Source organism: Streptomyces sp. NPDC086787 (assembly GCF_044745865.1).
GTDB lineage: Bacteria > Actinomycetota > Actinomycetes > Streptomycetales > Streptomycetaceae > Streptomyces.
Genome location: NZ_JBIVBC010000020.1, coordinates 75,874 through 98,653 on the forward strand (window position 1 = coordinate 75,874; position 22,780 = coordinate 98,653).

A 22,780-nucleotide genomic window follows, 5' to 3' on the forward strand; every position below is an offset into this window, starting at 1 on the left:
CGCCCCCTTCGCGCGTTCACGTCACTTGTTCAGGTAGGCCCAGAACTCGTCGAACGACAGGACCTTGTCGCCATTGAGGTCACGGGTCTTGATGATGGCCGCGGCCACCGTCTCGGTGACGTTCCAGTCACCCTCCTGTGCGAGGGCGGACTTGAACTCGGTGGCGGTGATGAAGCCGTCACCGTCCGAATCGATCCGCTGGAAATGCTTGCGTGCTTCCTCGATGTCCGCCACCGATCCGCCCCTTTTGTCGCGTTTTACGGGCCTTGCAGGCCTACTGCCGCAGGTCAGACTAGCTGCCTCCGCGCGACTCCCGTGCGGCGGCCGTCCACGTCCGCTCCGCGGGCCCCGCGGTGACACGGACGCGTTCGCCCTGATCCGAGCAACACGATCTAGCGGAAGATGCCGGTGTGCCCCAGGGAGTAGCGGCCCGGCTGTGGGTACACGGCGAGGCCGTGCGGGCCGCTGCCGACCTTGATGCGGGCCAGCTGGGCGCCGGTGGCGGTGTCGATGGCGTACACCTCGGAGTTGTAGCGGCCGGAGAGCCAGAGGATCTTGCCGTCGGCCGAGACGCCTCCCATGTCGGGGCTGCCGCCGCCCGGCAGGTGCCACTTCTTGGTGAGCCGGTCCTGGGTGAAGTCGAAGACGGAGATCGTGCCCTCACCGCGATTGGAGACGTACATCTCGCGGGAGTCGCGGCTGACGTACAGGCCGTGGGCGCCCTTGCCGGTGGGCATCAGGGTGGGCTTGGTGAACTTGTCGCCGTCCAGGACCCACACACCGTCGGCCATCATGTCGGCGACGTAGAACTTCTTGCCGTCGGGCGACATCTTGACGTCCTGCGGCATCGCGCCCGAGTAGGGCAGTTTCTCCTGGCGCAGGACCTTCATGGCGGCCGTGTCGACCTTGAGCAGTTCCCCGCTGAACTCGCAGGAGACGATGAAGTAGCGCCCGTCGAGGGAGAAGTCGGCGTGGTTGACGCCGTAGCAGCTGACCGGGACGGCCTTGACGGTCTTCATGGTGTGCGCGTCGCGGAAGACGAGCTGCCGGTCCAGGGAGGCCATGACGACGGCGTACTTGCCGTCGGGGGTGAAGTACAGGTTGTACGGGTCGTGCACGGGGACAGCTTCGCCCACCTTGCCGGTCTTCGGGTCGATGGGGGTGAGGCTGTTGCCCACGTCGTTGTTGACCCACAGCGTCTTCAGGTCCCAGGAGGGCACGACGTGCTGGGGCTGTCGCCCGACCTGGATGGTCTGGATGACCCGCCGGGTGGCCGGGTCGATCACCGAGACGGTGTCCGAGTTGGTGTTCGGGACGTAGATGCGCGACGGGAAGTCCTTCACCACCGGGGACAGCGCCCCGGGGCGGTCGGCGGCGTAGACGTCGGACGCGTCGAGTACGGGCGGCATCCCGGGCAGGCTGTCGGCCACGGCCTGCCGCGGCTCGGGCGGTGGGGCCGCCTTGCTGCCGAGGGCCTCGTCCGCGCGGTGCTGTGTGCCGCCGCACGCGGACAGCAGGGTCAGGGCGGTGAGGGCGGCGCCGGCGGCCAGGGCGCGGGTGGTTCGGGTGAGGTGCATCAGCTCAGCAGCTCCGTGGTGGTGACCGCGCGCAGTCCTCGGCGGTCGAGTTCTTGGAGTACGGCGGGAAGGGCGGCGACCGTGTCCGGATAACCGAAGTGCATGCTCACCACGGATCCGCCCCGGACCTCGGCCAGGACCTTGCGGGTGACGGCGGCGGCACCCGGGCTGGTGTAGTCGAGCGAGTCGACGTCGTACGACAGCACGTGGGGGTAGCCGGCGGCGCGGGCCAGCCGCAGGACCAGCGGGGAGGCGGTGGCGGCGCGAGACGGGCGGAACCAGGTGCCGATGCCGCCGGTGAGCCGCCGGAGCCGGTCCGCGCACTCGGTGATCTCGGCGCGGGCGCCGGCCTCGGGCAGCTCGTTGACGGCAACGTGCCGCTGGGTGTGGTTGCCGAGGTCGTGGCCGCCGTCGAGGACGCGGTGCGCGAGGTCGGGGTGCTCGTCGAGCCAGCCGCCGACGGCGAGCACGGTGACCCGGGCACCGTGCCCCTCGGCCTCGGCGAGCAGGTTCCGGGCGAGGGCGGGGTCCCCCTGGCCGTGGAAGGTGAGTGCGACGCGGGGGCGGTCACGGGGGCCGTGGGTGATCTGCGCGGGCTGCCGGGGGAAGGCGCGGGGGGCGGGGGCGGCGAGCGGGGTCGGCGTCGAGGTGGCGGCTTCCGCGGATGCGGTGCGCGTGGGCCGGGTGGCGGTGCCGGTTGCGGTGCCGGTGGAGCATCCGGTGGCGAGGGCACCCCCGGCGACGAGCCCGGCGCCCGCACGCAGCGCCGCGCGGCGGTCGGTCGTGGTCACCCGCACCATTTAAGGGGGGTTGCGAGGGAAAACAGCCGATTGACCCGCGTACGGGCTGCGCGTACGGACCTGGTGTCACGTCAGCGGTCGGCCACCCGCATCTCGAACCATGTCGTCTTGCCGCGTGGCAGCAGGTCGACGCCCCAGCGGTCGGCCAGTTTGTCGACGAGGAACAGGCCCCGGCCGCTGACGTCGAGTTCCTGGACCGGCATCAGACAGGGCAGCCCCCGGGAGGGGTCACGGACCTCGACGCGGATCCAGCCCCGGCGGCGGCGCATGCGTAAGCCGAAGACCCGGGCGCCGGTGTGCCGTACGGCGTTGCCGACCAGTTCGGAGACGAGGAGGACCGCGTCCTCCGTCATCTTCGGGGTGAGCCCCCAGTGGCGGAGCACGACGACCTGGGCGAGCCGGCGCGCGGTGGCCGCCGACTCGGGGCGCGAGGGCAGGGGGACCTCGGCCTCGGCCGGGTTGCCGAACAGCTCAAGTGCCTTGAGTGCCCGGTCGTCCTCGACCGCGGGCGACCAGCGCGCCGCGGTCGCACGGCTGTGTCCCCGCGGCTGTTCGATGCCCTCCAGCCCCGCCATGCCCCCATGATGGCGGCCCGAGGGCCCGCCCGGGGCCGTTCCCGTGGAATACGCCCCCCGGAAGCCTCTACTTCAGGACACTCGTTCGGCATATGCCTATGGCATCACTGGGGTCCTGGCGGCCCACCCCACCTGCACGAACAGGACACTCCCGGGCAGTTGACGGGTTCCCCCGGAAAGGCAGACTTAAGGTTGCTTTAAGGCTTCCATAAACCGCCCCTTCGGGGGAACCAAACCCTGTCGGCCTAAAGGAACTTGGCCTTGCCGGGGCCCTCCTCCACGAAGCTCCGCATGCCGCGCTCGCGGTCCTCCGTGGCGAACAGTCCCGCGAACCAGTTCCGCTCCAGGGCGAGACCGGTGTCCAGGTCCGTCTCCAGACCGGTGTCGATCGACTCCTTCGCCGCGCGCAGCGCGATCGCCGGACCCTGCGCCAGCTTCGCGGCCCAGATGTGCGCCTCGGTGTACACGTCGGCGGCGGGTACGACCCGGTCCACCAGGCCGATCGCGAGGGCCTCGTCGGCCTTGACCATCCGGCCCGTGAAGATCAGGTCCTTGGCCTTGGAGGGGCCGACGAGCCGGGGCAGCCGCTGGGTGCCGCCCGCGCCCGGGATGAGGCCGAGCATGATCTCCGGCTGGCCCAGCTTGGCGTTGTCGGCGGCGATGCGGTAGTCGGCGCACAGGGCCAGTTCGCAGCCCCCACCGAGCGCGTAGCCGGTGACGGCGGCGACGACCGGCTTGGGGATACGGGCCACGGCGGTGAAGGAGTCCTGGAGGCCACGGGCACGCAGGACCATCGCGCTGTGGTCCATGCGCTGCATCTCCTTGATGTCCGCGCCCGCCGCGAACACCTTCTCGCCGCCGTAGATCACCACGGCACGCACGTCCTCGCGGCGTGCGGCCTCCTCGGCGAGTTCCCTGATCCGGTCCTGCGTGGCGACGTCCAGCGCATTCATCGGCGGCCGGTCCAGACGCAGCGTGCCGACGCCTTCGGCGACTTCGAGAGTGACGGTCATGCTCCGCAGGTTAGCGGGCGTTCACGCGCCGGGGCACAGGGGTATGCCGTCCGCCGCGGGCTGGCCGGGTCGCTCGCGCGGTTGCCCGCGCCCCTCCGACGGGGCGCGGGGCGTCCGTCCTACGCCTTCCACTTCTCCCACGACAGGTTCCAGCCGTTGTACCCGTTGCCCGGGGCGACGGTGGCCTCGTGCGAGTTCTTCACGACCACCACGTCACCGACCATGGAGTTGTTGAAGAACCAGGCGGCCGCGATGTCCTTGCGGTAGCCGCCCTTCACGTCGCGCAGGCCCACGCAGCCGTGGCTGGCGTTGTAGTTGCCGAAGGCGTCGCCGCCCCAGTAGTTGCCGTGCACGAAGGTGCCCGACTCGGTCAGGCGCATGGCGTGCGGGACGTCCTTGATGTCGTACTGGCCGCCGTAGCCGACGGTCTCGCCGTTCATGCGGGTCTCCGCGAGCTTCTCGCTGATGACCATCTGGCCGTTCCAGGTGTCGTAGCCGGACTTGCCGGTGGTGACGTCGATGGTCTTGACGACCCTGCCGTTCCGGGTGACCTGCATCGTGTGCTTCTTGGCGTCCACGACGGAGACCTGGTCGCGGCCGATGGTGAACTTCACGGTCCTGGTCTGCTTGCCGTAGACCCCGGGGCGGCCCTTGACCCCGTCGAGGTCGAGGGAGACGGTGACCTTGGTGCCCGCCGCCCAGTACTTCTCGGGGCGGAAGTCCAGGCGGTCGTTGCCGAACCAGTGGCCCTCGACGGGGACGGCCGGTTCGGTCTTGACGGAGATGGCCTTCTCGACGTCCTCGGGGTGGGTGATGCCCCGGGTGAACCTGACGGAGAACGGCATCCCGACGCCGACGGTGGAGCCGTCCTCGGGGGTGAAGGAACCGGTGAAGGTGTTCTTCGGGGTCAGGGTGGTGAAGGTGGAGTCCTGGGCCGCCTCGCGACCGTCGGAGTCCTTGGCGACCGCGTGCACCGTGTACTTGGTGGCGGCGGCCAGGTGGGAGGAGGGCGTCCAGGTGGCGCCCTCGCCGGATATCGCCCCGGCTATCTTCGCGCCCTTGGCGTCCTTCACCTCGACCTGGGTCAGTTTGCCCTTGCCCGCGGTGACCTTGAGAACGCCGCTGGTGTCCACCTCGGTGGCGCCGGACTTCGGCGCGATGCTCACGACGGCCTCGGACTGCTCGCTCTGCTGTGCCGAGCCCTTGCCCTTGCCGTCCCCGGAGCCGGAGCCGGCGCCCGAGTCCGACCCGCCACCACACGCGGTGGCGGCGAGCAGCAGGGCGCCGGCCAGCAGTACCGGCAGCCCTTTCCGGCCTCTGCGCCCCACCTCAACCGACGCCCCCGATATCGGCCGCACGTTCACGTTCTCTCCCCTCGCGGGGCCTGGTCAGGCCCGCTCCCCAGCGCCACCGGCGCCCACTTGGCGCATAGTATCCGCAGGGTTTTGGGCTACGTGTCCGCCGAATGTCACCGTTCCGTCGCAGATTCGACGCCACTTGAGCACGCCGGTGCTACTTGACCGCGCTGCCGCCCTTCCACTCGTCCCAGCCCATGTTCCAGCCACCGAGGCCGTTGTCCGCGGAGACCGTCTTGTCGTTGCTGCGGACGACCTCGACGACGTCCCCGATCAGGGTCCGGTCGAAGAACCAGCCCGCCGGGGTGTCCGAGCCGCCGCCCTGGTTGTCCCTGAGGCCGATGCAGCCGTGGCTGACGTTGGAGACCCCGGGAGCCTCCGGCGCCCAGTAGTTGCCGTGCAGGAAGGTCCCGGAGTCGGTGAGCTTCATGGCGTGCGGGACGTCCGGGATGTCGTACTCGCCGCCGAAGCCGACCGTGCTGCCGTTCATCCGGGTCACCTCCAGCATCTCCATGACCACCATCTTTCCGTTGTAGGTGGTGGTCTTCGGGGCGCCCGCGGTGATCGGGACGGTGGCGAGCAGCGCGCCGTCCCTGCGGACCTGCATGGTGTGCGCGGCCGCGTCCACCAGGGAGACCTGGCTGCGGCCGACGGTGAAGGTGACCGTCTTGTGCTGGAGTCCGTAGACACCGCGCGCGCCCTCGACGTCGCGGAGCCCGATGTCGACGGTCACCTGGGTGCCGGGTTTCCAGTAGTCCTTGGGGCGGAAGTCGAGCCGGTCGTCGGCGAACCAGTGCGGACGGATCTCGACCGGGGGCTTCGCGGTGACCCGGACCGCGCGTTCGACGGCGGCACGGTTCTCGATCGACCGGCTGAAGGCCAGCGAGACGATCATTCCGGTGCCCACGGTCGAACGGTTCTCGGGGGTGACGTAGGCGATGAACCGTTCGTCGGGGACCTGTGTCGTGAAGGTGGCGTGCCGGGCGGAACGGCGCCCGTGCCCGTCCAGCGCCACCACGTCCACGGTGTACTTGGCGGCCAGCGCCAGCGCCCGCTCGGTGGGCCGCCACTCTCTGCCGTCGTCGGTGATGTGCCCGGCCACCGGGGTGTCCTGGGCGTCCTGGGAGCGGACGACGCTGACCGACTCCAGTCGCCCCTCGGTGACCCGCACCCGTAGCGGCTCGCCGGAGCGCACCGCCTTGGCGCGGTCTCCCGGGGAGATGCGGATGATGTCGTCGGACGCCGGCGGTTTGCCGAAGATGCGGTCCAGGGCGCTGCCGCCCGACCCGTCCGTGCAGCCGGCCGCTCCGGCCAGCAATCCTGCCCATGTCAGTACGGCGGCCAACACGGCGCCCGCGCGCCGTGCGCGCCCTTGTGCATACCTCACGAGCGGTGCAACGACCGGGGCGGCCCCGGGGAAACGTGAGTGCGACGCAAGCTCTGGGCAGAACAGTGGAAGGACGACGCGATGCAGAGCCGCGCCCGTGAGCCGCGGGGACGCCGGCGACGGGAGGTCGTGCGCGCCGCCGGCCCTCGGGGACCGGGCGCGCGCGACCGCTCCGACACCGGCTGAGAGCGCTCCGGAAGGCGAACGAGCCGACGCAAAGGGGCCGCAAGGTGACGAGCGCAGCCGAGCAGCAGTCAGTGGCTCAGGAGGGTGCCGCCCGGGCGGGCCGCCCGGCCGCGGTGGCGAACGGCGCCCCGCGCGCCGCTCCACCGACTCCACCCGTATGGCCGGGTGCACCCACCCCGCTCGGCGCACGTTTCCGGGTCGGTCCCGACGGGGTGGCGGGCACCAACTTCGCGCTCTGGGCGGCGGGCGCGGAGGCGGTGCGGCTGTGCCTGTTCGACGAGCGCGGCCGGGAGACCCGGGTACGGCTGACCGAACTGACGCACGAGATCTGGCACGGTTTCGTGCCGGGGGTGATGCCCGGCCAGCGGTACGGCTATCGGGTGGACGGCCGCTGGGACCCGTGGACCGGCGCCCGCTGGAATCCGGCGAAGCTGCTTCTGGACCCGTACGCGCGTGCCGTGGACGGCGAGTTCAGCCTGCCCCCGGACGTGTACGGGCATGTCCGGGACTGGCCGGAGCAGCATGTCGCGGACACCGTGCGCGACGACCGGGACTCGGCGCCGTACGTCCCGAAGGGCGTCGTGGTGCAGGACGACGACGACTGGGCGGACGACCGGCGCCCGAAGACCCCTTGGGCCGACTCGGTCATCTACGAGCTGCACGTGCGCGGCTTCACCCGGCTGCATCCGGACATTCCGCCCGAGCTGCGCGGAACATACGCGGGTCTGGCGCACCCGGCGGCGATCGCGCACCTGGTGAAGCTGGGGGTCACCGCCGTGGAGCTGCTCCCCGTGCACCAGTTCGCCCACGAGGACCATCTGCTGCGCCGGGGCCTGCGGAACTACTGGGGCTACAACTCGATCGGCTACTTCGCCCCGCACGCGGCGTACGCGGCCTCCGGTACGACGGGACAGCAGGTCGGTGAGTTCAAGCGGATGGTGCGCGCCCTGCACGCGGCGGGCATCGAGGTCATCCTGGACGTGGTCTACAACCACACGGCGGAGGCGGGCGAGCTGGGCCCGACACTGTCCCTCAAGGGCATCGACAACCGCGGCTACTACCGCCTCCAGAACGACGCCCGCCGCTACGCCGACTACACGGGCTGCGGCAACACCCTGCACGTCGTGCAGCCGCAGGTGCTGCGCCTGATCACCGACTCGCTGCGCTACTGGGTGACGGAGATGGGCGTGGACGGCTTCCGCTTCGACCTCGCGGCGGCGCTGGCCCGGTCCATGCACGACGTCGACATGCTGTCCCCGTTTCTCGCGGTGATCGCCCAGGACCCGGTGCTGCGCCGGATGAAGCTGATCGCCGAGCCCTGGGACATAGGTTCGGGCGGCTACCAGGTCGGGGCCTTCCCCCCGCTGTGGACGGAGTGGAACGACCGGTACCGCGACGCGATCCGCGACTTCTGGCGCGGCGCGCTCCCGGATGTGCGGGACCTCGGCTACCGGCTGTCCGGCTCCAGCGACCTGTACGCCTGGGGCGGCCGCCGCCCCTACGCCTCGGTCAACTTCATCACCGCCCACGACGGCTACACCCTGCGCGACCTGGTGTCGTACCAGGGCAAGCACAACGAGGCGAACGGTGAGAACAACCGGGACGGCTCGAACGACAACCGCTCCTGGAACTGCGGGGCGGAGGGCGAGACGGACGACGAGCGGGTACGGCTGCTGCGCCGCCGCCAGTTGCGCAACCTGCTGACCACGCTGCTGCTGTCGACCGGCGTGCCGATGCTGGTGGCGGGCGACGAGCTGGGCCGCACCCAGCGCGGCAACAACAACGCCTACTGCCAGGACAACGAGATCAGCTGGCTGGACTGGTCGCTGCTGGACGACCCCGCCTGGCGCCCACTGTTCGACCTGACGTCCCGTCTGATCGCCCTGCGCCACCGCCACCCCGTGCTGCGCCGCCGCGCGTTCTTCTCCGGCCGCGCGCACTCGGCGGACGGCCTGCGGGACCTGGCCTGGTTCACGGCACGCGGGGAGGAGATGACCGAGAGCGACTGGTACGCCCCCGCGGCCACGCTCGCCATGTACCTCTCCGGCCGGGACATCCCGGGCCGCGACGAACAGGGGGCGCCCATCACCGACGACAGTTTCCTCGCGGTCCTGCACGCGGGTGACCGTCCGGTGTCCTTCGTGCTGCCCGGCCCGCCGTGGGCGGAGCGGTACGAAATCGTCGTGGACACCGCGCGGGAGGAGCAGGAGGAGCCGCCGGGTGAGATCCACCGGGCGGGGGAGACGCTGACGATGGAGGGACGGTCGGTGCTGCTGCTGCGGGTGCGGGACTGACCGCGCGCGCCTCGACGGGACCGGGGCCCCAGGACCCGCGGCCGATCCCGGTCCGGCCAAAACTCGGTGGGCGTTGTCAGTACGGGTCCGTAGGCTGACCAGCGATGTCCACTACTCCCGCGCCCTCCGACGGCCGTTCCGCCGTACGTATCCTGCTCCGCCTGTGGCCGTTCGTGCGCCCGGTGCGCGGGCGGCTGTTCAGTGCCATGTTCGTCGCGGTCGTCGCCTCCTGCCTGGGGCTGGTGATCCCGCTCGTCCTGAAGTGGATGGTGGACGGCCCGGTGGCGGACCGGGACCCGGGCGGGGTGTGGCTCGGTGCGCTGTACCTGCTGCTGCTCGGGATCGCCGAGGCGCTGCTGTTCGGGCTGCGGCGGTGGCTGGTCGCGCGGCCGCTGTCGCATGTCGAGGCGGAGATGCGGGCGCGGCTGTACGTGCACCTGCAACGGCTGCCGGTGGCCTTCCACGACCGGTGGGCGTCCGGCCAGTTGCTCTCGCGGGCCACCTCGGACCTGATGCTGCTGCGTATGTTCCTCGCCTTCCCACTGACGTTCTTGCTGGTCAACGGGGTGACAATCCTGTTCGGTGTGGTCATCATGCTGAGCCAGGACTGGATGCTGGGACTGGTCGTGCTGGGGCCCGCCGTGCCCGTGATGTGGCTGTGCGTCGTCTTCGAGGGGCGGTACTCCAAGCTGGCCCGGCTCGCCCAGGACCAGGCCGGCGACCTGACGACGGTCGTCGAGGAGAGCGTGCTCGGGATCCGCGTCATCAAGGGGTTCGGGCGGCACCGCAGCCAGACCAGGGCGTTCGGCGAGTTGTCGCGGACACTGCGCGGCACCGAGCTGCGCAAGGCACGGCTGCTGGCGCTCCTGTGGTCCGTGACCGTGACGCTGCCGGAGCTGGCCATCGGTGCGGCCCTGGTGCTGGGGGCGGTGCGGGTGGCGGACGGGGACCTGTCGGCGGGGACGCTGGTGGCGTTCCTGAGCACGGCCCTCGCGTTGCGCTGGCCGGTGGACTCCATCGGCTTCCTGCTGGCGATGACCCAGGAGGCGGCCACCGCGACCGAGCGGTACTTCGAGGTGATGGACGCCGAGCCGGAGGACACCGGACCGCAGGACACCACCGGGCCGCAGGGCACCGGAGCCACCGGGACGCCGGCCGGACCGGTCGACTCGCGCGGCGGACTCCACTTCGAGGGCGTCACCTTCCGCTATCCCGACGCCCCGCCGGACTCCCCACCCGTCCTGGACCGCATCGATCTCCGCATCCGGCCCGGCGAGTCCATGGCCCTGGTCGGCACCACCGGAAGCGGGAAGACCACGCTCACCGCGCTGGTCCCCCGGCTGTACGAGGTCACATCCGGGCGGATCACCCTGGACGGTCAGGACATCACGGCGATGTCCCGCGAGGAGCTGCGCTCCAGGGTGGCCGTCGCCTTCGAGGAGCCCACCCTGTTCTCGGCGAGCGTCGCGGAGAACGTGCTCATGGGCGCCGGCCACGGCGCGGGCGAGCCGGAGCTGGAGCGGGCGCTCTCCGTCGCGCAGGCCGAGTTCGCCCACGCGCTGCCGCAGGGTTCGCGGACCGAGGTCGGCGAGCAGGGGCTGAGTCTGTCCGGCGGCCAGCGGCAGCGGCTGGCACTCGCCCGGGCCGTCGTCGGCCGCCCCGACTTCCTGGTGCTCGACGACCCGCTGTCCGCGCTCGACGTGCACACCGAGGCGGCCGTGGAGGCCGCGCTGCGGCGGGTCCTCGCGGACACCACCGCGCTCATCGTGGCCCACCGCCCGTCCACCGTGCTGCTCGCCGACCGGGTCGCGCTGCTCTCCGACGGCCGGATCTCCGCCGTCGGCACCCACCACGAACTGCTGCGCACCCATCCCGAGTACGCCCACCTGATGTCCGGAGAGACGTCCGCAGAGGCATCCCGAGAGGCGGAGGACCGACGATGACCACGACCACGACTTCCGCCACCGCCCCGGAGGGCGAGGAACAACTCCCCCGCCCCGAGGACCCGGCCGCCGCCACCGACCCCTTCGACCGCGATGTGCTGCCCACCGCGCCCGGTGCCACGGCCGCCCTGCTGCGGTCACTGCTCGCCCCGATGAAGGCCCGCGTCGCCTTCACGACCCTCCTGCTGCTGCTCCAGCAGGCGGCGGTGCAGGCGGGCCCGCTGCTGGTGGCATACACCATCGACCGGGCCGTACCGGCGCTGCGGGACCACGACCGGGGCCCGCTGATCGCGGTGGGCGTGGCCTACGGCATCGCCGCGCTGGCCTCCGGCACCCTCCAGTTCGCCTTCATCGCGACATCCGCGCGGGTCAGCCAGGACGTGCTGCTGGACCTGCGCGGCCGGATCTTCCGGCACGCCCAGGCGCTGAGCGTCGACTTCCACGAGCGGTACACCTCGGGCCGGCTGATCTCCCGCTCCACCTCGGACGTCGAGGCGCTGCGGGAACTGCTCGACGAGGGACTCCAGGAACTGGTGTCGATCGTCCTGTCGTTCGCGTTCATCTCGGCGATGCTGCTCTGGCTGGACCTGGGGCTCGGCGCGGTCGCGGTGGCCTCCTTCGGGCCGCTCCACCTGCTCGTACGGCTCTACCGTCGGCGTGCGGGGCAGGCGTTCACGGCGCGGTCCACGGCGATCGCGTCCGTGATCGTGAGGTTCGTCGAGACGATGAACGGCATCCGGCCGGTGCGCGCCTTCCGCCGGGAGACCGCGAACGAGGCCGCCTTCCGGAAGGTGAACGGGCGGTACGAACGCAGCAACGGCGACGCGCTCCTGGAGATGGCCCGCTATGTGGTCGGCTCTCGGCTGGTCGCCAACACGGCGGTCGCGGCGATCGTGCTCTGGGGCGCCTGGCGGGTGGCGTCCGGCACCCTGGCGCTGGGTGTGCTGGCGGCCTCTGTGCTGTATCTGCGGCGGCTGTACGACCCGATCGACCGGCTGAGCATGTTCCTCAACTCGTACCAGTCGGCGGCCGCCTCGCTGGAGAAGATCGCCGGCCTCCTCGCCCAGACGCCGTCGGTGCCGGAGCCGGCGGCGCCCAGGGAACTCCCGGCGCGCGCGGGCGAGCACCCGGGCCGTGAGGTCGTCTTCGACGACGTCCGGTTCACCTACCGCACCGGCGGCGAGGTGCTCCCCCGCTTCGGTCTGACGATCCCGGCCGGGCAGACCGTCGCGGTGGTCGGCACCACGGGCGCGGGAAAGTCGACGCTGGCCAAGCTGCTCGCCCGCTTCTACGACCCCTCCGACGGCCGTGTGCTGCTCGACGGTGTCGACCTGCGTGACCTCGCTGTGCCCGAACTGCGGCGCGGGGTGGTCATGGTGACGCAGGAGGCGTTCCTGTTCTCCGGCACGGTCGCGGACAACATCGCGATCGGCCGCCCCGACGCGACGCGGGAGGACATCGAGCGGGCCGCGAAGGCGATCGGCGCGCACGAGTTCATCAGCGCGCTGCCCGACGGCTACGACACGGACGTACGCAAGCGCGGTGGCCGCATCTCGGCGGGCCAGCGCCAACTGGTCTCCTTCGCGAGGGCGTTGCTCGCCGACCCGGCGGTGCTGATCCTCGACGAGGCGACCAGCTCGCTGGACGTGCCCGGCGAACGGGCGGTCCAGCGCGCCATGTCCACGGTCCTGCGCGGCCGTACGGCCGTGGTGATCGCCCACCGCCTGTCCACGGTGGAGATCGCGGACCGCGTCCTGGTCATGGAGCACGGCCGTGTCATCGAGGACGGCACCCCGGCCGAACTGACCTCGGGAGCGGGGCGGTTCGCGGATCTGCACCGGGCCTGGCGGGAGAGTCTGGTTTAGCTGCCGGTTGGCACCACTTGTGCTCCTCCGGGTCAACAATCCGTATACCGAACCAGAACATCCGGTCAACGAACTTAAATTCGGCCAAATTCCTGACGCGGTCCTGACAGATGTGCTAAGTCCCTGTCACTCTTCCCACGGCCGACTCACAGCAACCCCACAGCGCAGCCCACTGCGTCGAGCCGGCTTCGCACAGCACACCTGGTTCCGCGTTACGCCCCGTTCTGCCCGGACGGCTCAGATCGCCGTCCGGATCTCCCCAGGCCGCGCGACCTGCGGCCATGCAGAAGGAGTCAGTGTTGAGTAGCAGTTCCTCTCGCAGACGCACCCCCCACACCACCCCCCACCGCACCGCCGCCGTCGCCCTCGCGGGCGTGGCCGCGCTGATCGCAGCCGCCGTCCAGTCGGGCGCCGCGAGTGCCGCACCGGCGGACAACTCCGCCGCCGGACAGGCCAATCCGGCCCACCTCGCGGTCGAGCTCACCCCCTCGCAGCGCGCCGAGCTCATCCGTGACGCCGGTTCCGCGCAGACGGACACCGCCAGGGCGATAGGCCTTGGGGCACAGGAGAAGCTCGTCGCCCGTGATGTCGTCAAGGACGCCGACGGCACCCTGCACACCCGCTACGAGCGCACCTACGCCGGTCTCCCGGTCCTCGGCGGCGACCTGATCGTCGACACCGCGAAGTCGGGCGCCACCCTGCGCGTCATCAAGGCCACCGACGCGGCCATCAAGGTCGCCGGTCTCACCCCGGGCGTCAGCCGGGCGTCCGCCGAACAGCAGGCCGTCAAGCGGGCCCAGGCCCTCGGCGGCACGAAGTCCGCGGCAGACAGCGCCCGCAAGGTGATCTGGGCGGCCACCGGCAAGCCGGTCCTGGCCTACGAGACGGTCGTCGGCGGCCTCCAGGACGACGGCACGCCCAACCAGCTGCACGTCATCACCGACGCGGCCACCGGCCAGAAGCTCTACGAGTACCAGGGCATCGAGACCGGCGTCGGAAACACCCAGTACAGCGGCCAGGTGACGCTGACCACCACCCAGTCGGGCTCGAACTACACCCTGACCGACGGGGCGCGCGGCGGACACAAGACGTACAACCTCAACCACGGCTCGTCCGGCACCGGCACGCTGTTCTCGCAGACCAGCGACACATGGGGCAACGGAACCACGTCCAACGCCGCCACGGCGGGCGCGGACGCGCACTACGGCGCCGCCGTGACCTGGGACTTCTACAAGAACACCTTCGGCCGCAGCGGCATCAAGAACGACGGCGTCGGGGCGTACTCGCGCACGCACTACGGCAACTCGTACGTCAACGCGTTCTGGGACGACGGCTGCTTCTGCATGACGTACGGCGACGGCTCCGGCAACAACCACCCGCTGACCGCGATCGACGTCGCGGGCCACGAGATGAGCCACGGCGTCACGGCCAACACCGCCCGCCTCAACTACAGCGGCGAGTCCGGCGGCCTCAACGAGGCGACCAGCGACATCATGGGCACCGGTGTGGAGTTCGCCGCCAACAACACCTCGGACGTCGGCGACTACCTCATCGGCGAGAAGATCGACATCAACGGCGACGGCACCCCGCTGCGCTACATGGACAAGCCGAGCAAGGACGGCGCGTCCAAGGACAGCTGGTACTCCGGGATCGGCGGAGTCGACGTGCACTACTCGTCCGGCCCCGCGAACCACTTCTTCTACCTGCTGAGCGAGGGCAGCGGTACGAAGGTAATCAACGGCGTGACCTACAACTCGCCCACCGCGGACGGGCTTCCGGTCACCGGCATCGGCCGGGACAAGGCGCTGCAGATCTGGTACCGGGCGCTGAGCACCAAGTGGACGTCCACCACCAACTACGCCGGCGCCCGCACCGGCGCGCTCGCGGCGGCGGGTGAGCTGTACGGCACCACCGGCGCCGAGTACAAGGCGGTGCAGGACGCGTGGGCGGGCGTCGCGGTCGGCTCACGGTCCGGTGGCGGGGGCGGCGGCGGAACGTCGTACGAGAACACCACCCCGGTGTCGATCCCGGACAACGGGCCCGCGGTCACCTCGAACATCAGCGTCTCCGGGCGGACCGGGAACGCGCCGAGCAACCTCCAGGCGACGGTGAACATCACCCACACCTGGCGCGGTGACCTGGTGATCGACCTGGTCGGCCCGTCGGGCACCTCGTACCGGCTGAAAAGCTTCAGTGGGTCCGACTCCGCGGACAACGTGAACGCGACCTACACGGTCAACGCCTCGTCGGAATCGGCCAACGGCACCTGGAAGCTAAAGGTTCAGGACCAGGCGGCGCAGGACGTCGGCACCATCAACAGCTGGAAGCTGACCTTCCCGTAGACCCAGGTCAGCGCGTCTAGCGGCGCGGCGCCGCCCCGGGGTTCCAATTCCCCGGGGCGGCGCCCTTTTTACATTCCCGAAACGTTAATCGGACAGCTGGTTTTCAGCCAACATCACTTCAGGGTCATGACATGTACGCGTCCCTGGTGTCACTCTTCACCTCACCCGCCGCAGCAGCTTGAAAACACCCTTCCGGACAGCAACCCCACGCTGCCCTGACTCCCCCACGAGAAGGAGCTTTCGTGAGCCCCCTCTACGCGCGTCACAAGCGCACCACTCTGGCCATCGCCACCGCTGTCGCGGCCGGAGCCCTCCTCTCCACCGGACTGACCAGCACGGCCGCGGCGCGTCCCGCCGCGAAGCCACTGGCCAGCGCCCCCACCCTGCTGTCCGCCGCGGCCCGCACCACGCTGATCCAGCAGGCCGCGGCCGACGCCACCGAGACCGCGCGGCACATAGGCCTCGGCGCCAAGGAGAAGCTGGTCGTCAAGGACGTCGTCAAGGACGTCGACGGCACCGTGCACACCCGCTACGAGCGCACCTACGCGGGCCTGCCGGTCCTCGGCGGCGACCTGGTCGTCCACACGTCCAAGTCCGGCGCGACGGAGGGCGTGACCAGAGCCACCGGCAGAGCCATCAAGGTGGCCTCGCTCAAGCCGCAGCTGACCACCGCCAAGGCCGAGAAGCAGGCGCTGTCCGCCGCGAAGACCCTCGGCTCCGGCAAGTCCGCGGCCGACGGCTCCCGCAAGGTGATCTGGGCCGGCTCCGGCACGCCGGTCCTCGCCTACGAGACGGTCGTCGGCGGCCTCCAGGACGACGGCACCCCGAGCCGGCTGCACGTCGTCACCGACGCCGCCACCGGCAAGAAACTCTTCCAGCACCAGGATGTCGAGACGGCCACGACCGGCACCGGCAAGAGCCTGTACTCCGGCACGGTCAGCCTGAACACCTACAGCTCGGGCTCGACGTACCAGCTGTACGACACCACGCGCGGCGGCCACAAGGTCTACAACAAGTCGCACGGCACCAGCTCCTCCGCGGGCACCCTGTTCACCGACTCGGACAACGTCTGGGGCACCGGCAAGGCGTCCAGCTCCACCACCGACCAGACCGCCGCCGTCGACGCCGCCTACGGCGCCCAGGTCACCTGGGACTTCTACAAGAACACCTTCGGCCGCAGCGGCATCAAGAACGACGGCAAGGCCGCCTACTCCCGCGTGCACTACGGCAACAAGTACGAGAACGCGTTCTGGGACGACGACTGCTTCTGCATGACGTACGGCGACGGCGCGAGCAACACCCACCCGCTGACCTCGCTGGACGTGGCCGGCCACGAGATGAGCCACGGCGTCACCGCCAACACCGCCGGCCTGGACTACTCGGACGAGTCCGGCGGCCTGAACGAGGCGACCTCCGACATCTTCGGCACGGGCGTCGAGTTCTACGCGGCCAACAGCTCCGACCCCGGTGACTACCTCATCGGCGAGACGATCAACCTCAACGGCGACGGCACCCCGCTGCGCTACATGGACCAGCCCAGCAAGGACGGCGGCTCCGCCGACTACTGGTCCTCCTCCGTCGGCGACGAGGACGTGCACTACTCGTCCGGTGTCGCGAACCACTTCTTCTACCTCCTCGCGGAGGGCAGCGGTTCGAAGACCATCAACGGCGTGTCCTACTACTCGCCGACGTACAAGAACACCACGGTCACCGGCATCGGCCGGGCCAAGGCGCTGCAGATCTGGTACAAGGCGCTGACCACGTACTTCACGTCGAGCACCAACTACAAGGCGGCCCGTACCGGCACCCTGTCGGCGGCGGCGGCCCTGTACGGCTCCAGCAGCACCGAATACAAGGCGGTGGCCGCGGCCTGGTCGGCGGTCAACGTCGGCTAGCCCGCAGTCGCGCGGTGCGGGCGGCCCCCGGGGCGAAGGTGTCCCCGGGGGCCGCCCTACGCTTTGCCCCATGGCCTACACCTACGAGCCGGTGGGCGCGACCCGCGAGAACCTCACCGCCTGCCCGCCCGGCTTCCACCCCCTGCACGTGCGCACGCGCATCGGCGAGGGCGAGGAGGTGTTCCGCCGGGCCGCGGAGGCGGTCCTCACCTGGGAGATGCACCGGGCGATCGGCGTCGGTATCGACACCACCGCCGATCGCGCGGCACCGGGCGTGGACGTCACCGTCACCCTCGGCGGCCTGATCAAGGCCCCCTGCCGGGTCGTCTGGACGACCGGGGAACCCCGCCGCGCGGGCTGGGCCTACGGCACCCTGCCCGGCCACCCCGAATGCGGCGAGGAGGCCTTCGTCGTGGACCGCACCGGCGACGGCACGGTCTGGCTGACCATAGCCGCGTTCAGCCGGGCCCAGAAGTGGTACGCCCGGGCCGGCGGAGCCGCGACCCGCGGGTTGCAGCACGCCTACGCGCGGCGATGCGGGACGGCCCTGCGGCGGCTGTGCGCGGAGTACGGGACGGACTGACCGCAGGGGTTCAGCGCAGCAGCACCCCCGCCCCGTCCACCACCCCCTCCGACGGTACGGCGAGCAGGCCGAGTTCCGCGCCGGAGGCCAGCAGGGGGTGGTTGGGAAGGATGCGGACGGTGTAGCCGTAGGGGCCGGTGCGGTCGAGGGAGAGCGGGCCCTCGTAGAGCCGGCGTCCCTCCAGGTCGGGGCCGCCGGCCGGTTTCAGGGGGACCGTCGTGGCGTCGGTGATGCGGTCCTGCGGGTCCACCCGGCCGGAGACCGCCTGGACCTCGACGTCGTCCGGGGAGAGCTCGCCCAGGCCGACCCTGACCCGCAGACCCAGCGTCGTACCCAGCTCCGCGGTCGCCGTCACCGCCGTGGTCTCGACGTGGTCGACCGTCACCCCGTGCCAGGCGGCGCGGACCCGGGCCTTCCAGCGGGCCAGTTCGCGGGCCGCGTCCGGGGCCAGTGAGCGGTGGGCGCGGGCGGCGGGGGCGTAGAGGCGCTCGACGTACTCCCGGACCATCCGGCCCGCCAGCACCTTCGGGCCGAGCAGGGTCAGCGTCTGGCGGACCATCTCGATCCACCGGTCGGGCAGGTCCGTGCGCCCGCGCTCGTAGAAGCGGGGGGTGATCCGCTGTTCGAGCAGGTCGTAGAGGGCCGCGGACTCGATGGCGTCACGGCGGTCCGGGTCGGTGCCGGCGCCATCCGCGGTCGGGATCGCCCAGCCGAAGTCCGGCTGGAACCACTCGTCCCACCAGCCGTCCATGACCGACAGGTTGAGGCAGCCGTTCAGCGCCGCCTTCATACCGCTGGTCCCGCACGCCTCCAGCGGGCGCAGCGGGTTGTTCAGCCAGATGTCGCAGCCGGGGTACAGCTTCTGCGCCATGGCCATGCCGTAGTCGGGCAGGAAGACGACGCGGTGGCGGACCCGCGGGTCGTCGGTGAACCGCACCAGTTCCTGCACCAGCCGCTTGCCGCCGTCGTCCGCGGGGTGCGCCTTGCCCGCGACCACGATCTGGATGGGGCGCTCGGGGTGCAGCAGCAGGTCCATCAGCCGGTCGCGGTCGCGGAGCATGAGGGTGAGCCGCTTGTACGACGGGACGCGCCGCGCGAACCCGATGGTCAGCACGTCGGGGTCGAGGACGCCGTCGATCCAGCCCAGCTCGGCCGTGCCCGCGCCGCGCTGCCGCCAGGAGACGCGCAGCCGCTCCCGCACCTCCTCGACGAGCTGTTCGCGCAGGGTGCGGCGCAGCTCCCAGATGTCCTGGTCGGGGATGTCCGCGAGCACGTCCCAGCGCCGCGCGCCGCCGGCCGCCAGCTCGTCCTCTGCGCGTTCGGTGCCGAGCCGGCGGGCGCCGAGGCGGAACACCTCCGGCGCCACCCAGGTGGGGGCGTGCACTCCGTTGGTGACGGAGGTGATCGGTACTTCGTCGGGGTCGAATCCCGGCCAGAGTCCGGAGAACATCTCGCGGCTGACGTGTCCGTGCAGCAGGGAGACGCCGTTGGCGCGCTGGGCGAGCCGCAGGCCCATGACGGCCATGTTGAAGAGGTTGGGCTCGCCTCCGGGGTAGGTCTCCATCCCGAGCCGCAGGATGTGTTCGACGTCGATGCCGGGGAGTTCGGCGTCGGGGCCGAAGTGCCGGGCGACCAGCTCCCGGTCGAAGCGGTCGATGCCGGCGGGCACGGGGGTGTGCGTGGTGAACACGGTTCCGGCCCGCACCGACTCCAGGGCCGCGTCGAAGTCCAGCCCCTGGTAGCCGAGTTCGGCGATCCGCTCCAGGCCGAGGAAGCCGGCGTGGCCCTCGTTGGTGTGGAACACCTCAGGCTCGGGGTGGCCGGTGATCCGGCAGTAGGCGCGTACGGCCCGCACACCCCCTATGCCGAGGAGCATCTCCTGGAGCAGCCGGTGTTCGCTGCCGCCGCCGTACAGCCGGTCGGTGACCCCGCGTTCGCCGAGGTCGTTCTCCTCCACGTCGGAGTCGAGCATCAGCAGCGGCACCCGGCCGACCTGGGCGAGCCAGATGCGGGCGTGCAGCTGTTTGCCGCCGGGCAGGGCGAGGGAGACCTGGGCGGGAGTGCCGTCGGCGTCCTTGAGCAGCGCCACCGGCAGCTCGTTGGGGTCGAGCACCGGATAGTGCTCCTGCTGCCAGCCGTCCCGGGAGAGGCTCTGGCGGAAGTAGCCGTGCCGGTAGAGCAGACCGACCCCGATCAGCGGAACGCCGAGGTCGCTGGCCGCCTTCAGATGGTCGCCGGCGAGGATACCGAGGCCGCCGGAGTACTGCGGCAGGGCGGCGGCGATGCCGAACTCCGGGGAGAAGTAGGCGACCGCGGCGGGCAGTTGGGCGGACTGCGTCTGGTACCAGCGGTCGCCGGTCACATAGTCGTGCAGGTCGTCGGCGGCCGCGGTCAGACGGCGTAGGAAGCGGCGGTCCTCGGCGAGCTCGGCGAGTCGGCCGGCCCGGACACTGCCGAGCAGCCGGACCGGGTCGCCCTCCGAGGAGGCCCACTGCCCGGGGTCGACGGACTGGAAGAGGTCGCGCGTTTCTGTGTGCCAGGACCAGCGCAGATTGCGCGCCAGGTCGCTCAGTGGCCGGAGGGGTTCGGGGAGCACGGGACGGACGGTGAACCGACGGATCGCCTTCACATACCACCTCGGCGCGTTGGGTGGAGGGACGCACGGCGCTGTGCGTCCGGTCACTCAGCACCGTACCGGTGTCGCCCCGAGGTCCGCTGGTGCCTGCGCCGCGGACACCCGGTCGGCCGGATGAACGCCATCCGGCCATTCGGCCGGTTGCGCCGTACCGGGCGTTCTTGTGGTGCCACGCCTCGCACGAGACGCTGCCGGTGGAGCTGAGGAGGGGAACTCGAACCATGGCACGGACGCGAAACGGGTGTCCGCGCCGGGCGGGAGGCCTGACCGCGACGGTCACGGCCGCGGTGCTCTCGGCCGCCATCCTGCCCGCGCGCGCCGCGCCACAGGTCACGGTCCACGGCGCGGACGGCGCCGGCTCCGTCGGCGGCAGCTATCTGGTGACCCTGAGGGAGGGGACCGAGGCCGGTTCCCCGGCAGGACGGCGCCTGGCCGCCCGGTACGGGGTGAGAATCAGCCATATCTACGACAGTGTCCTGGACGGTTACGCGGTCCGGGCCGACGCGGGTCAGGCGAGACGTCTGGCCGCCGACCGCCGGGTCGCCTCGGTCGTCCCGGACGGCCCGGTGAGACTCGACCGAGGCCGGCGAAGCGCGCCGTCCTGGGGCCTGGACCGCATCGACCAGCGGCGGCTGCCGCTCGACGGGAGGTACGGCCCGTCCGGCTCGGGGGGCGCTGGGGTGACGGTGTACGTGATCGACACCGGGATCCGCGTCACGCACGAGGACTTCGGCGGGCGGGCGAGCTACGGCTGGGACTTCGTGGACGGGGACCGCGGCACGGGCGACGGCAACGGGCACGGCACCCAGGTCGCGGGCACCGTCGCCGGCACCCGGTACGGCGTCGCCAAGCAGGCCAGGGTCGTCGCCGTCCGGGTGCTCGACGACACGGGCACGGGCACGGTCGCCCAGGTCATCGCGGGCATCGACTGGGTGACCCGGCATGCCCGGCGGCCCGCGGTCGCCAACCTCAGCCTGGCCGGAGCGCACAGCGGCCGGCTGGACGCCGCCGTGCGCGCCTCCATCAGGTCCGGCATCACCTACACGGTCGCGGCGGGCAACAACGGCGGTCCGGCCTCCCTGTACTCACCGGCCGACGTGCCGCAGGCAATCACCGTCGGCGCCACCGACCGGTCGGACGCACGGGCCGCCTTCTCGGACTTCGGCTCCGCGGTGGACCTGTTCGCGCCGGGCGTGTCGATCACCTCGGCGTCCGCCGCGAGCGACACCGGCCGGGCCACTTCCTCGGGTACGTCGATGGCGGCCCCGCACGCCGCGGGCGCGGCCGCCCTCTACCTGGGGCGCCACCCCGGGGCCACACCGGCCCAGGTGGCGGGGGCTCTGGTGGCGGGGACGGCGCGGGGCGCGGTGTCCGGGGCGGGTCCGGGCTCGCCCGACGGGCTCCTCCAGACGCCAAGTGGGCCGTAAACGGCCGGTCTTGGCCGTAGACACAGACACGAGTAGTTAACAAAGTGCCGGATTGCTCACCCGAATAGGGTGGGAAGGCTCCTCCGGTACGCCCTCCAGGCGCGCCGCACGCGCACTCGCAGGACCCACCTCCCCACCCCCATCCGCCCATACCCACGTTGACGCGGACAGGAGCGGTCATGCCCGCCACGCACCACTCGTCAGCACGCCCGACCAGCAGCGAGAACCGGACGAAGGGCACCGCCGCCGGGGCGGCCGCGGTGCCGTCGCCGGTACGTCCGGCCGACCCCGGCCCGTCACCGGGGGCGTGGTCCGCCGTGGACGCCGGAGCCGCCGTCGGCCGCATCCCCGTCCTCGACGTCCGCCCGGTGGTCCGGCGCGGGGCCCGGCCCGCCAAGGCGGTCACCGGAGAGACGTTCGAGGTTTCGGCGACGGTGTTCCGCGAAGGACACGACGCGGTGGCCGCGAACGTCGTCCTGCGCGACCCCCAGGGCCGTCCCGGCCCTTGGACTCCGATGCGTGAACTGGCCCCGGGCACCGACCGCTGGGGCGCGTTCGTCACCCCGGACCGGCCCGGCCGGTGGACGTACACGGTGGAGGCGTGGGGCGACCCGGTCACCACCTGGCGGCACCACGCGGAGATCAAGATCCCGGCGGGTATCGACACGGACCTGGTCCTGGAGGAGGGCGCCCGGCTGTACGAACGGGCGGCCGCCGGGCTGCCGGAGCGGGACGGCGGACGGGACGTCCTCGCCGCCGCGGTGCACACCCTGCGGGACGAGGACCGGCCGGCCGCCTGGCGGCTGGCGGCGGCGTTGGCGCCGGAGGTGGTGGGGGTGCTGGCCCAATGTCCGCTGCGGGAACTGGTGACCGCGTCCGAGCCGCTGCCCCTGCTGGTCGAAC

General features: G+C 71.4%; 16 protein-coding genes. 8 read left to right on the forward strand and 8 right to left on the reverse strand.

The genetic code is table 11. The annotated features are described in order from the left end of the window. Positions 1 to 21 precede the first annotated feature (21 nt). The 7 genes from ACIPK3_RS30945 to ACIPK3_RS30975 form a co-directional block, all read right to left on the reverse strand. Positions 22 to 234 (reverse strand): EF-hand domain-containing protein, encoded by a 213-nt coding sequence (locus ACIPK3_RS30945; protein ID WP_402575035.1) that lies wholly within the window; start codon positions 232 to 234, stop codon positions 22 to 24. Between the two features lie 158 nt (positions 235 to 392). Further along, positions 393 to 1,577 (reverse strand): YncE family protein, encoded by a 1,185-nt coding sequence (locus tag ACIPK3_RS30950; protein WP_402575037.1) that lies wholly within the window; start codon positions 1,575 to 1,577, stop codon positions 393 to 395. Beyond that, positions 1,577 to 2,377 carry a polysaccharide deacetylase family protein gene (locus ACIPK3_RS30955; RefSeq protein WP_402575039.1) on the reverse strand — a complete coding sequence of 267 codons (801 nt, stop codon included), beginning with the start codon at positions 2,375 to 2,377 and terminating at the stop codon, positions 1,577 to 1,579. Before ACIPK3_RS30955 ends, ACIPK3_RS30950 begins: the two co-directional genes overlap by 1 nt. Before the next feature lie 71 nt (positions 2,378 to 2,448). Continuing rightward, entirely contained in the window at positions 2,449 to 2,952 is a 504-nt protein-coding gene (locus tag ACIPK3_RS30960; RefSeq protein WP_402575041.1) for an ATP-binding protein, read from the reverse strand. Positions 2,953 to 3,197: 245 nt separating this feature from the next. After that, positions 3,198 to 3,965 carry an enoyl-CoA hydratase/isomerase family protein gene (locus ACIPK3_RS30965; protein ID WP_402575043.1) on the reverse strand — a complete coding sequence of 256 codons (768 nt, stop codon included), beginning with the start codon at positions 3,963 to 3,965 and terminating at the stop codon, positions 3,198 to 3,200. Positions 3,966 to 4,084: 119 nt separating this feature from the next. Continuing rightward, positions 4,085 to 5,329, reverse strand: coding sequence for an Ig-like domain-containing protein (locus ACIPK3_RS30970; protein WP_402575045.1), 1,245 nt, complete (start codon positions 5,327 to 5,329; stop codon positions 4,085 to 4,087). A 148-nt stretch (positions 5,330 to 5,477) separates the two neighbouring features. Then, a complete protein-coding gene (locus ACIPK3_RS30975; protein ID WP_402575047.1) occupies positions 5,478 to 6,707 on the reverse strand; it encodes an Ig-like domain-containing protein in 1,230 nt (409 codons plus the stop codon). Between the two features lie 230 nt (positions 6,708 to 6,937). Here ACIPK3_RS30975 and glgX point away from each other — a divergent pair, with 230 nt between their 5' ends. The 6 genes from glgX to ACIPK3_RS31005 all read left to right on the forward strand — a co-directional run bounded on the left by glgX (position 6,938) and on the right by ACIPK3_RS31005 (position 17,815). Further along, positions 6,938 to 9,187 carry a glycogen debranching protein GlgX gene (glgX, locus tag ACIPK3_RS30980; protein WP_402575049.1) on the forward strand — a complete coding sequence of 750 codons (2,250 nt, stop codon included), beginning with the start codon at positions 6,938 to 6,940 and terminating at the stop codon, positions 9,185 to 9,187. Between the two features lie 104 nt (positions 9,188 to 9,291). Beyond that, positions 9,292 to 11,130, forward strand: a complete 1,839-nt coding sequence (locus ACIPK3_RS30985; protein WP_402575051.1) for an ABC transporter ATP-binding protein — start codon at positions 9,292 to 9,294, stop codon at positions 11,128 to 11,130. Continuing rightward, positions 11,127 to 12,995: an ABC transporter ATP-binding protein gene (locus tag ACIPK3_RS30990; RefSeq protein ID WP_402575053.1), complete on the forward strand. Its 1,869-nt coding sequence runs from the start codon at positions 11,127 to 11,129 to the stop codon at positions 12,993 to 12,995. Before ACIPK3_RS30985 ends, ACIPK3_RS30990 begins: the two co-directional genes overlap by 4 nt. A 299-nt stretch (positions 12,996 to 13,294) precedes the next feature. Further along, entirely contained in the window at positions 13,295 to 15,337 is a 2,043-nt protein-coding gene (locus ACIPK3_RS30995) for a M4 family metallopeptidase (protein ID WP_402575055.1), read from the forward strand. A gap of 242 nt (positions 15,338 to 15,579) precedes the next feature. Beyond that, the gene (locus ACIPK3_RS31000) at positions 15,580 to 17,232 is read left to right on the forward strand and encodes a M4 family metallopeptidase (protein ID WP_402575057.1); all 1,653 of its coding nucleotides are present in this window, start codon (positions 15,580 to 15,582) and stop codon (positions 17,230 to 17,232) included. A 70-nt stretch (positions 17,233 to 17,302) separates the two neighbouring features. Then, positions 17,303 to 17,815, forward strand: coding sequence for a DUF1990 domain-containing protein (locus ACIPK3_RS31005; protein ID WP_402575059.1), 513 nt, complete (start codon positions 17,303 to 17,305; stop codon positions 17,813 to 17,815). Positions 17,816 to 17,825: 10 nt separating this feature from the next. Here ACIPK3_RS31005 and ACIPK3_RS31010 read toward each other — a convergent pair whose 3' ends face one another. After that, on the reverse strand, positions 17,826 to 20,444 hold the full coding sequence (locus ACIPK3_RS31010; RefSeq protein WP_402575061.1) for a glycosyltransferase family 1 protein: 2,619 nt from the start codon (positions 20,442 to 20,444) through the stop codon (positions 17,826 to 17,828). A 227-nt stretch (positions 20,445 to 20,671) separates the two neighbouring features. Here ACIPK3_RS31010 and ACIPK3_RS31015 point away from each other — a divergent pair, with 227 nt between their 5' ends. Together ACIPK3_RS31015 and ACIPK3_RS31020 are read left to right on the forward strand one after the other, a co-directional pair. Then, the gene (locus ACIPK3_RS31015) at positions 20,672 to 21,877 is read left to right on the forward strand and encodes a S8 family peptidase (RefSeq protein WP_402575063.1); all 1,206 of its coding nucleotides are present in this window, start codon (positions 20,672 to 20,674) and stop codon (positions 21,875 to 21,877) included. Between the two features lie 179 nt (positions 21,878 to 22,056). Continuing rightward, the coding region (locus ACIPK3_RS31020; RefSeq protein ID WP_402575065.1) for a maltotransferase domain-containing protein at positions 22,057 to 22,780 on the forward strand (724 nt) is incomplete at its 3' end.

Coding starts and splice junctions, on each gene's coding strand:
- ACIPK3_RS30950 (WP_402575037.1), bottom strand. CDS start 1,577: ATGCACCTCACCCGAACCACCCGCGCCCTGGCCGCCGGCGCCGCCCTC.
- ACIPK3_RS30955 (WP_402575039.1), bottom strand. CDS start 2,377: ATGGTGCGGGTGACCACGACCGACCGCCGCGCGGCGCTGCGTGCGGGC.
- ACIPK3_RS30960 (WP_402575041.1), bottom strand. CDS start 2,952: ATGGCGGGGCTGGAGGGCATCGAACAGCCGCGGGGACACAGCCGTGCG.
- ACIPK3_RS30965 (WP_402575043.1), bottom strand. CDS start 3,965: ATGACCGTCACTCTCGAAGTCGCCGAAGGCGTCGGCACGCTGCGTCTG.
- ACIPK3_RS30985 (WP_402575051.1), top strand. CDS start 9,292: ATGTCCACTACTCCCGCGCCCTCCGACGGCCGTTCCGCCGTACGTATC.
- ACIPK3_RS30990 (WP_402575053.1), top strand. CDS start 11,127: ATGACCACGACCACGACTTCCGCCACCGCCCCGGAGGGCGAGGAACAA.
- ACIPK3_RS31005 (WP_402575059.1), top strand. CDS start 17,303: ATGGCCTACACCTACGAGCCGGTGGGCGCGACCCGCGAGAACCTCACC.
- ACIPK3_RS31015 (WP_402575063.1), top strand. CDS start 20,672: ATGGCACGGACGCGAAACGGGTGTCCGCGCCGGGCGGGAGGCCTGACC.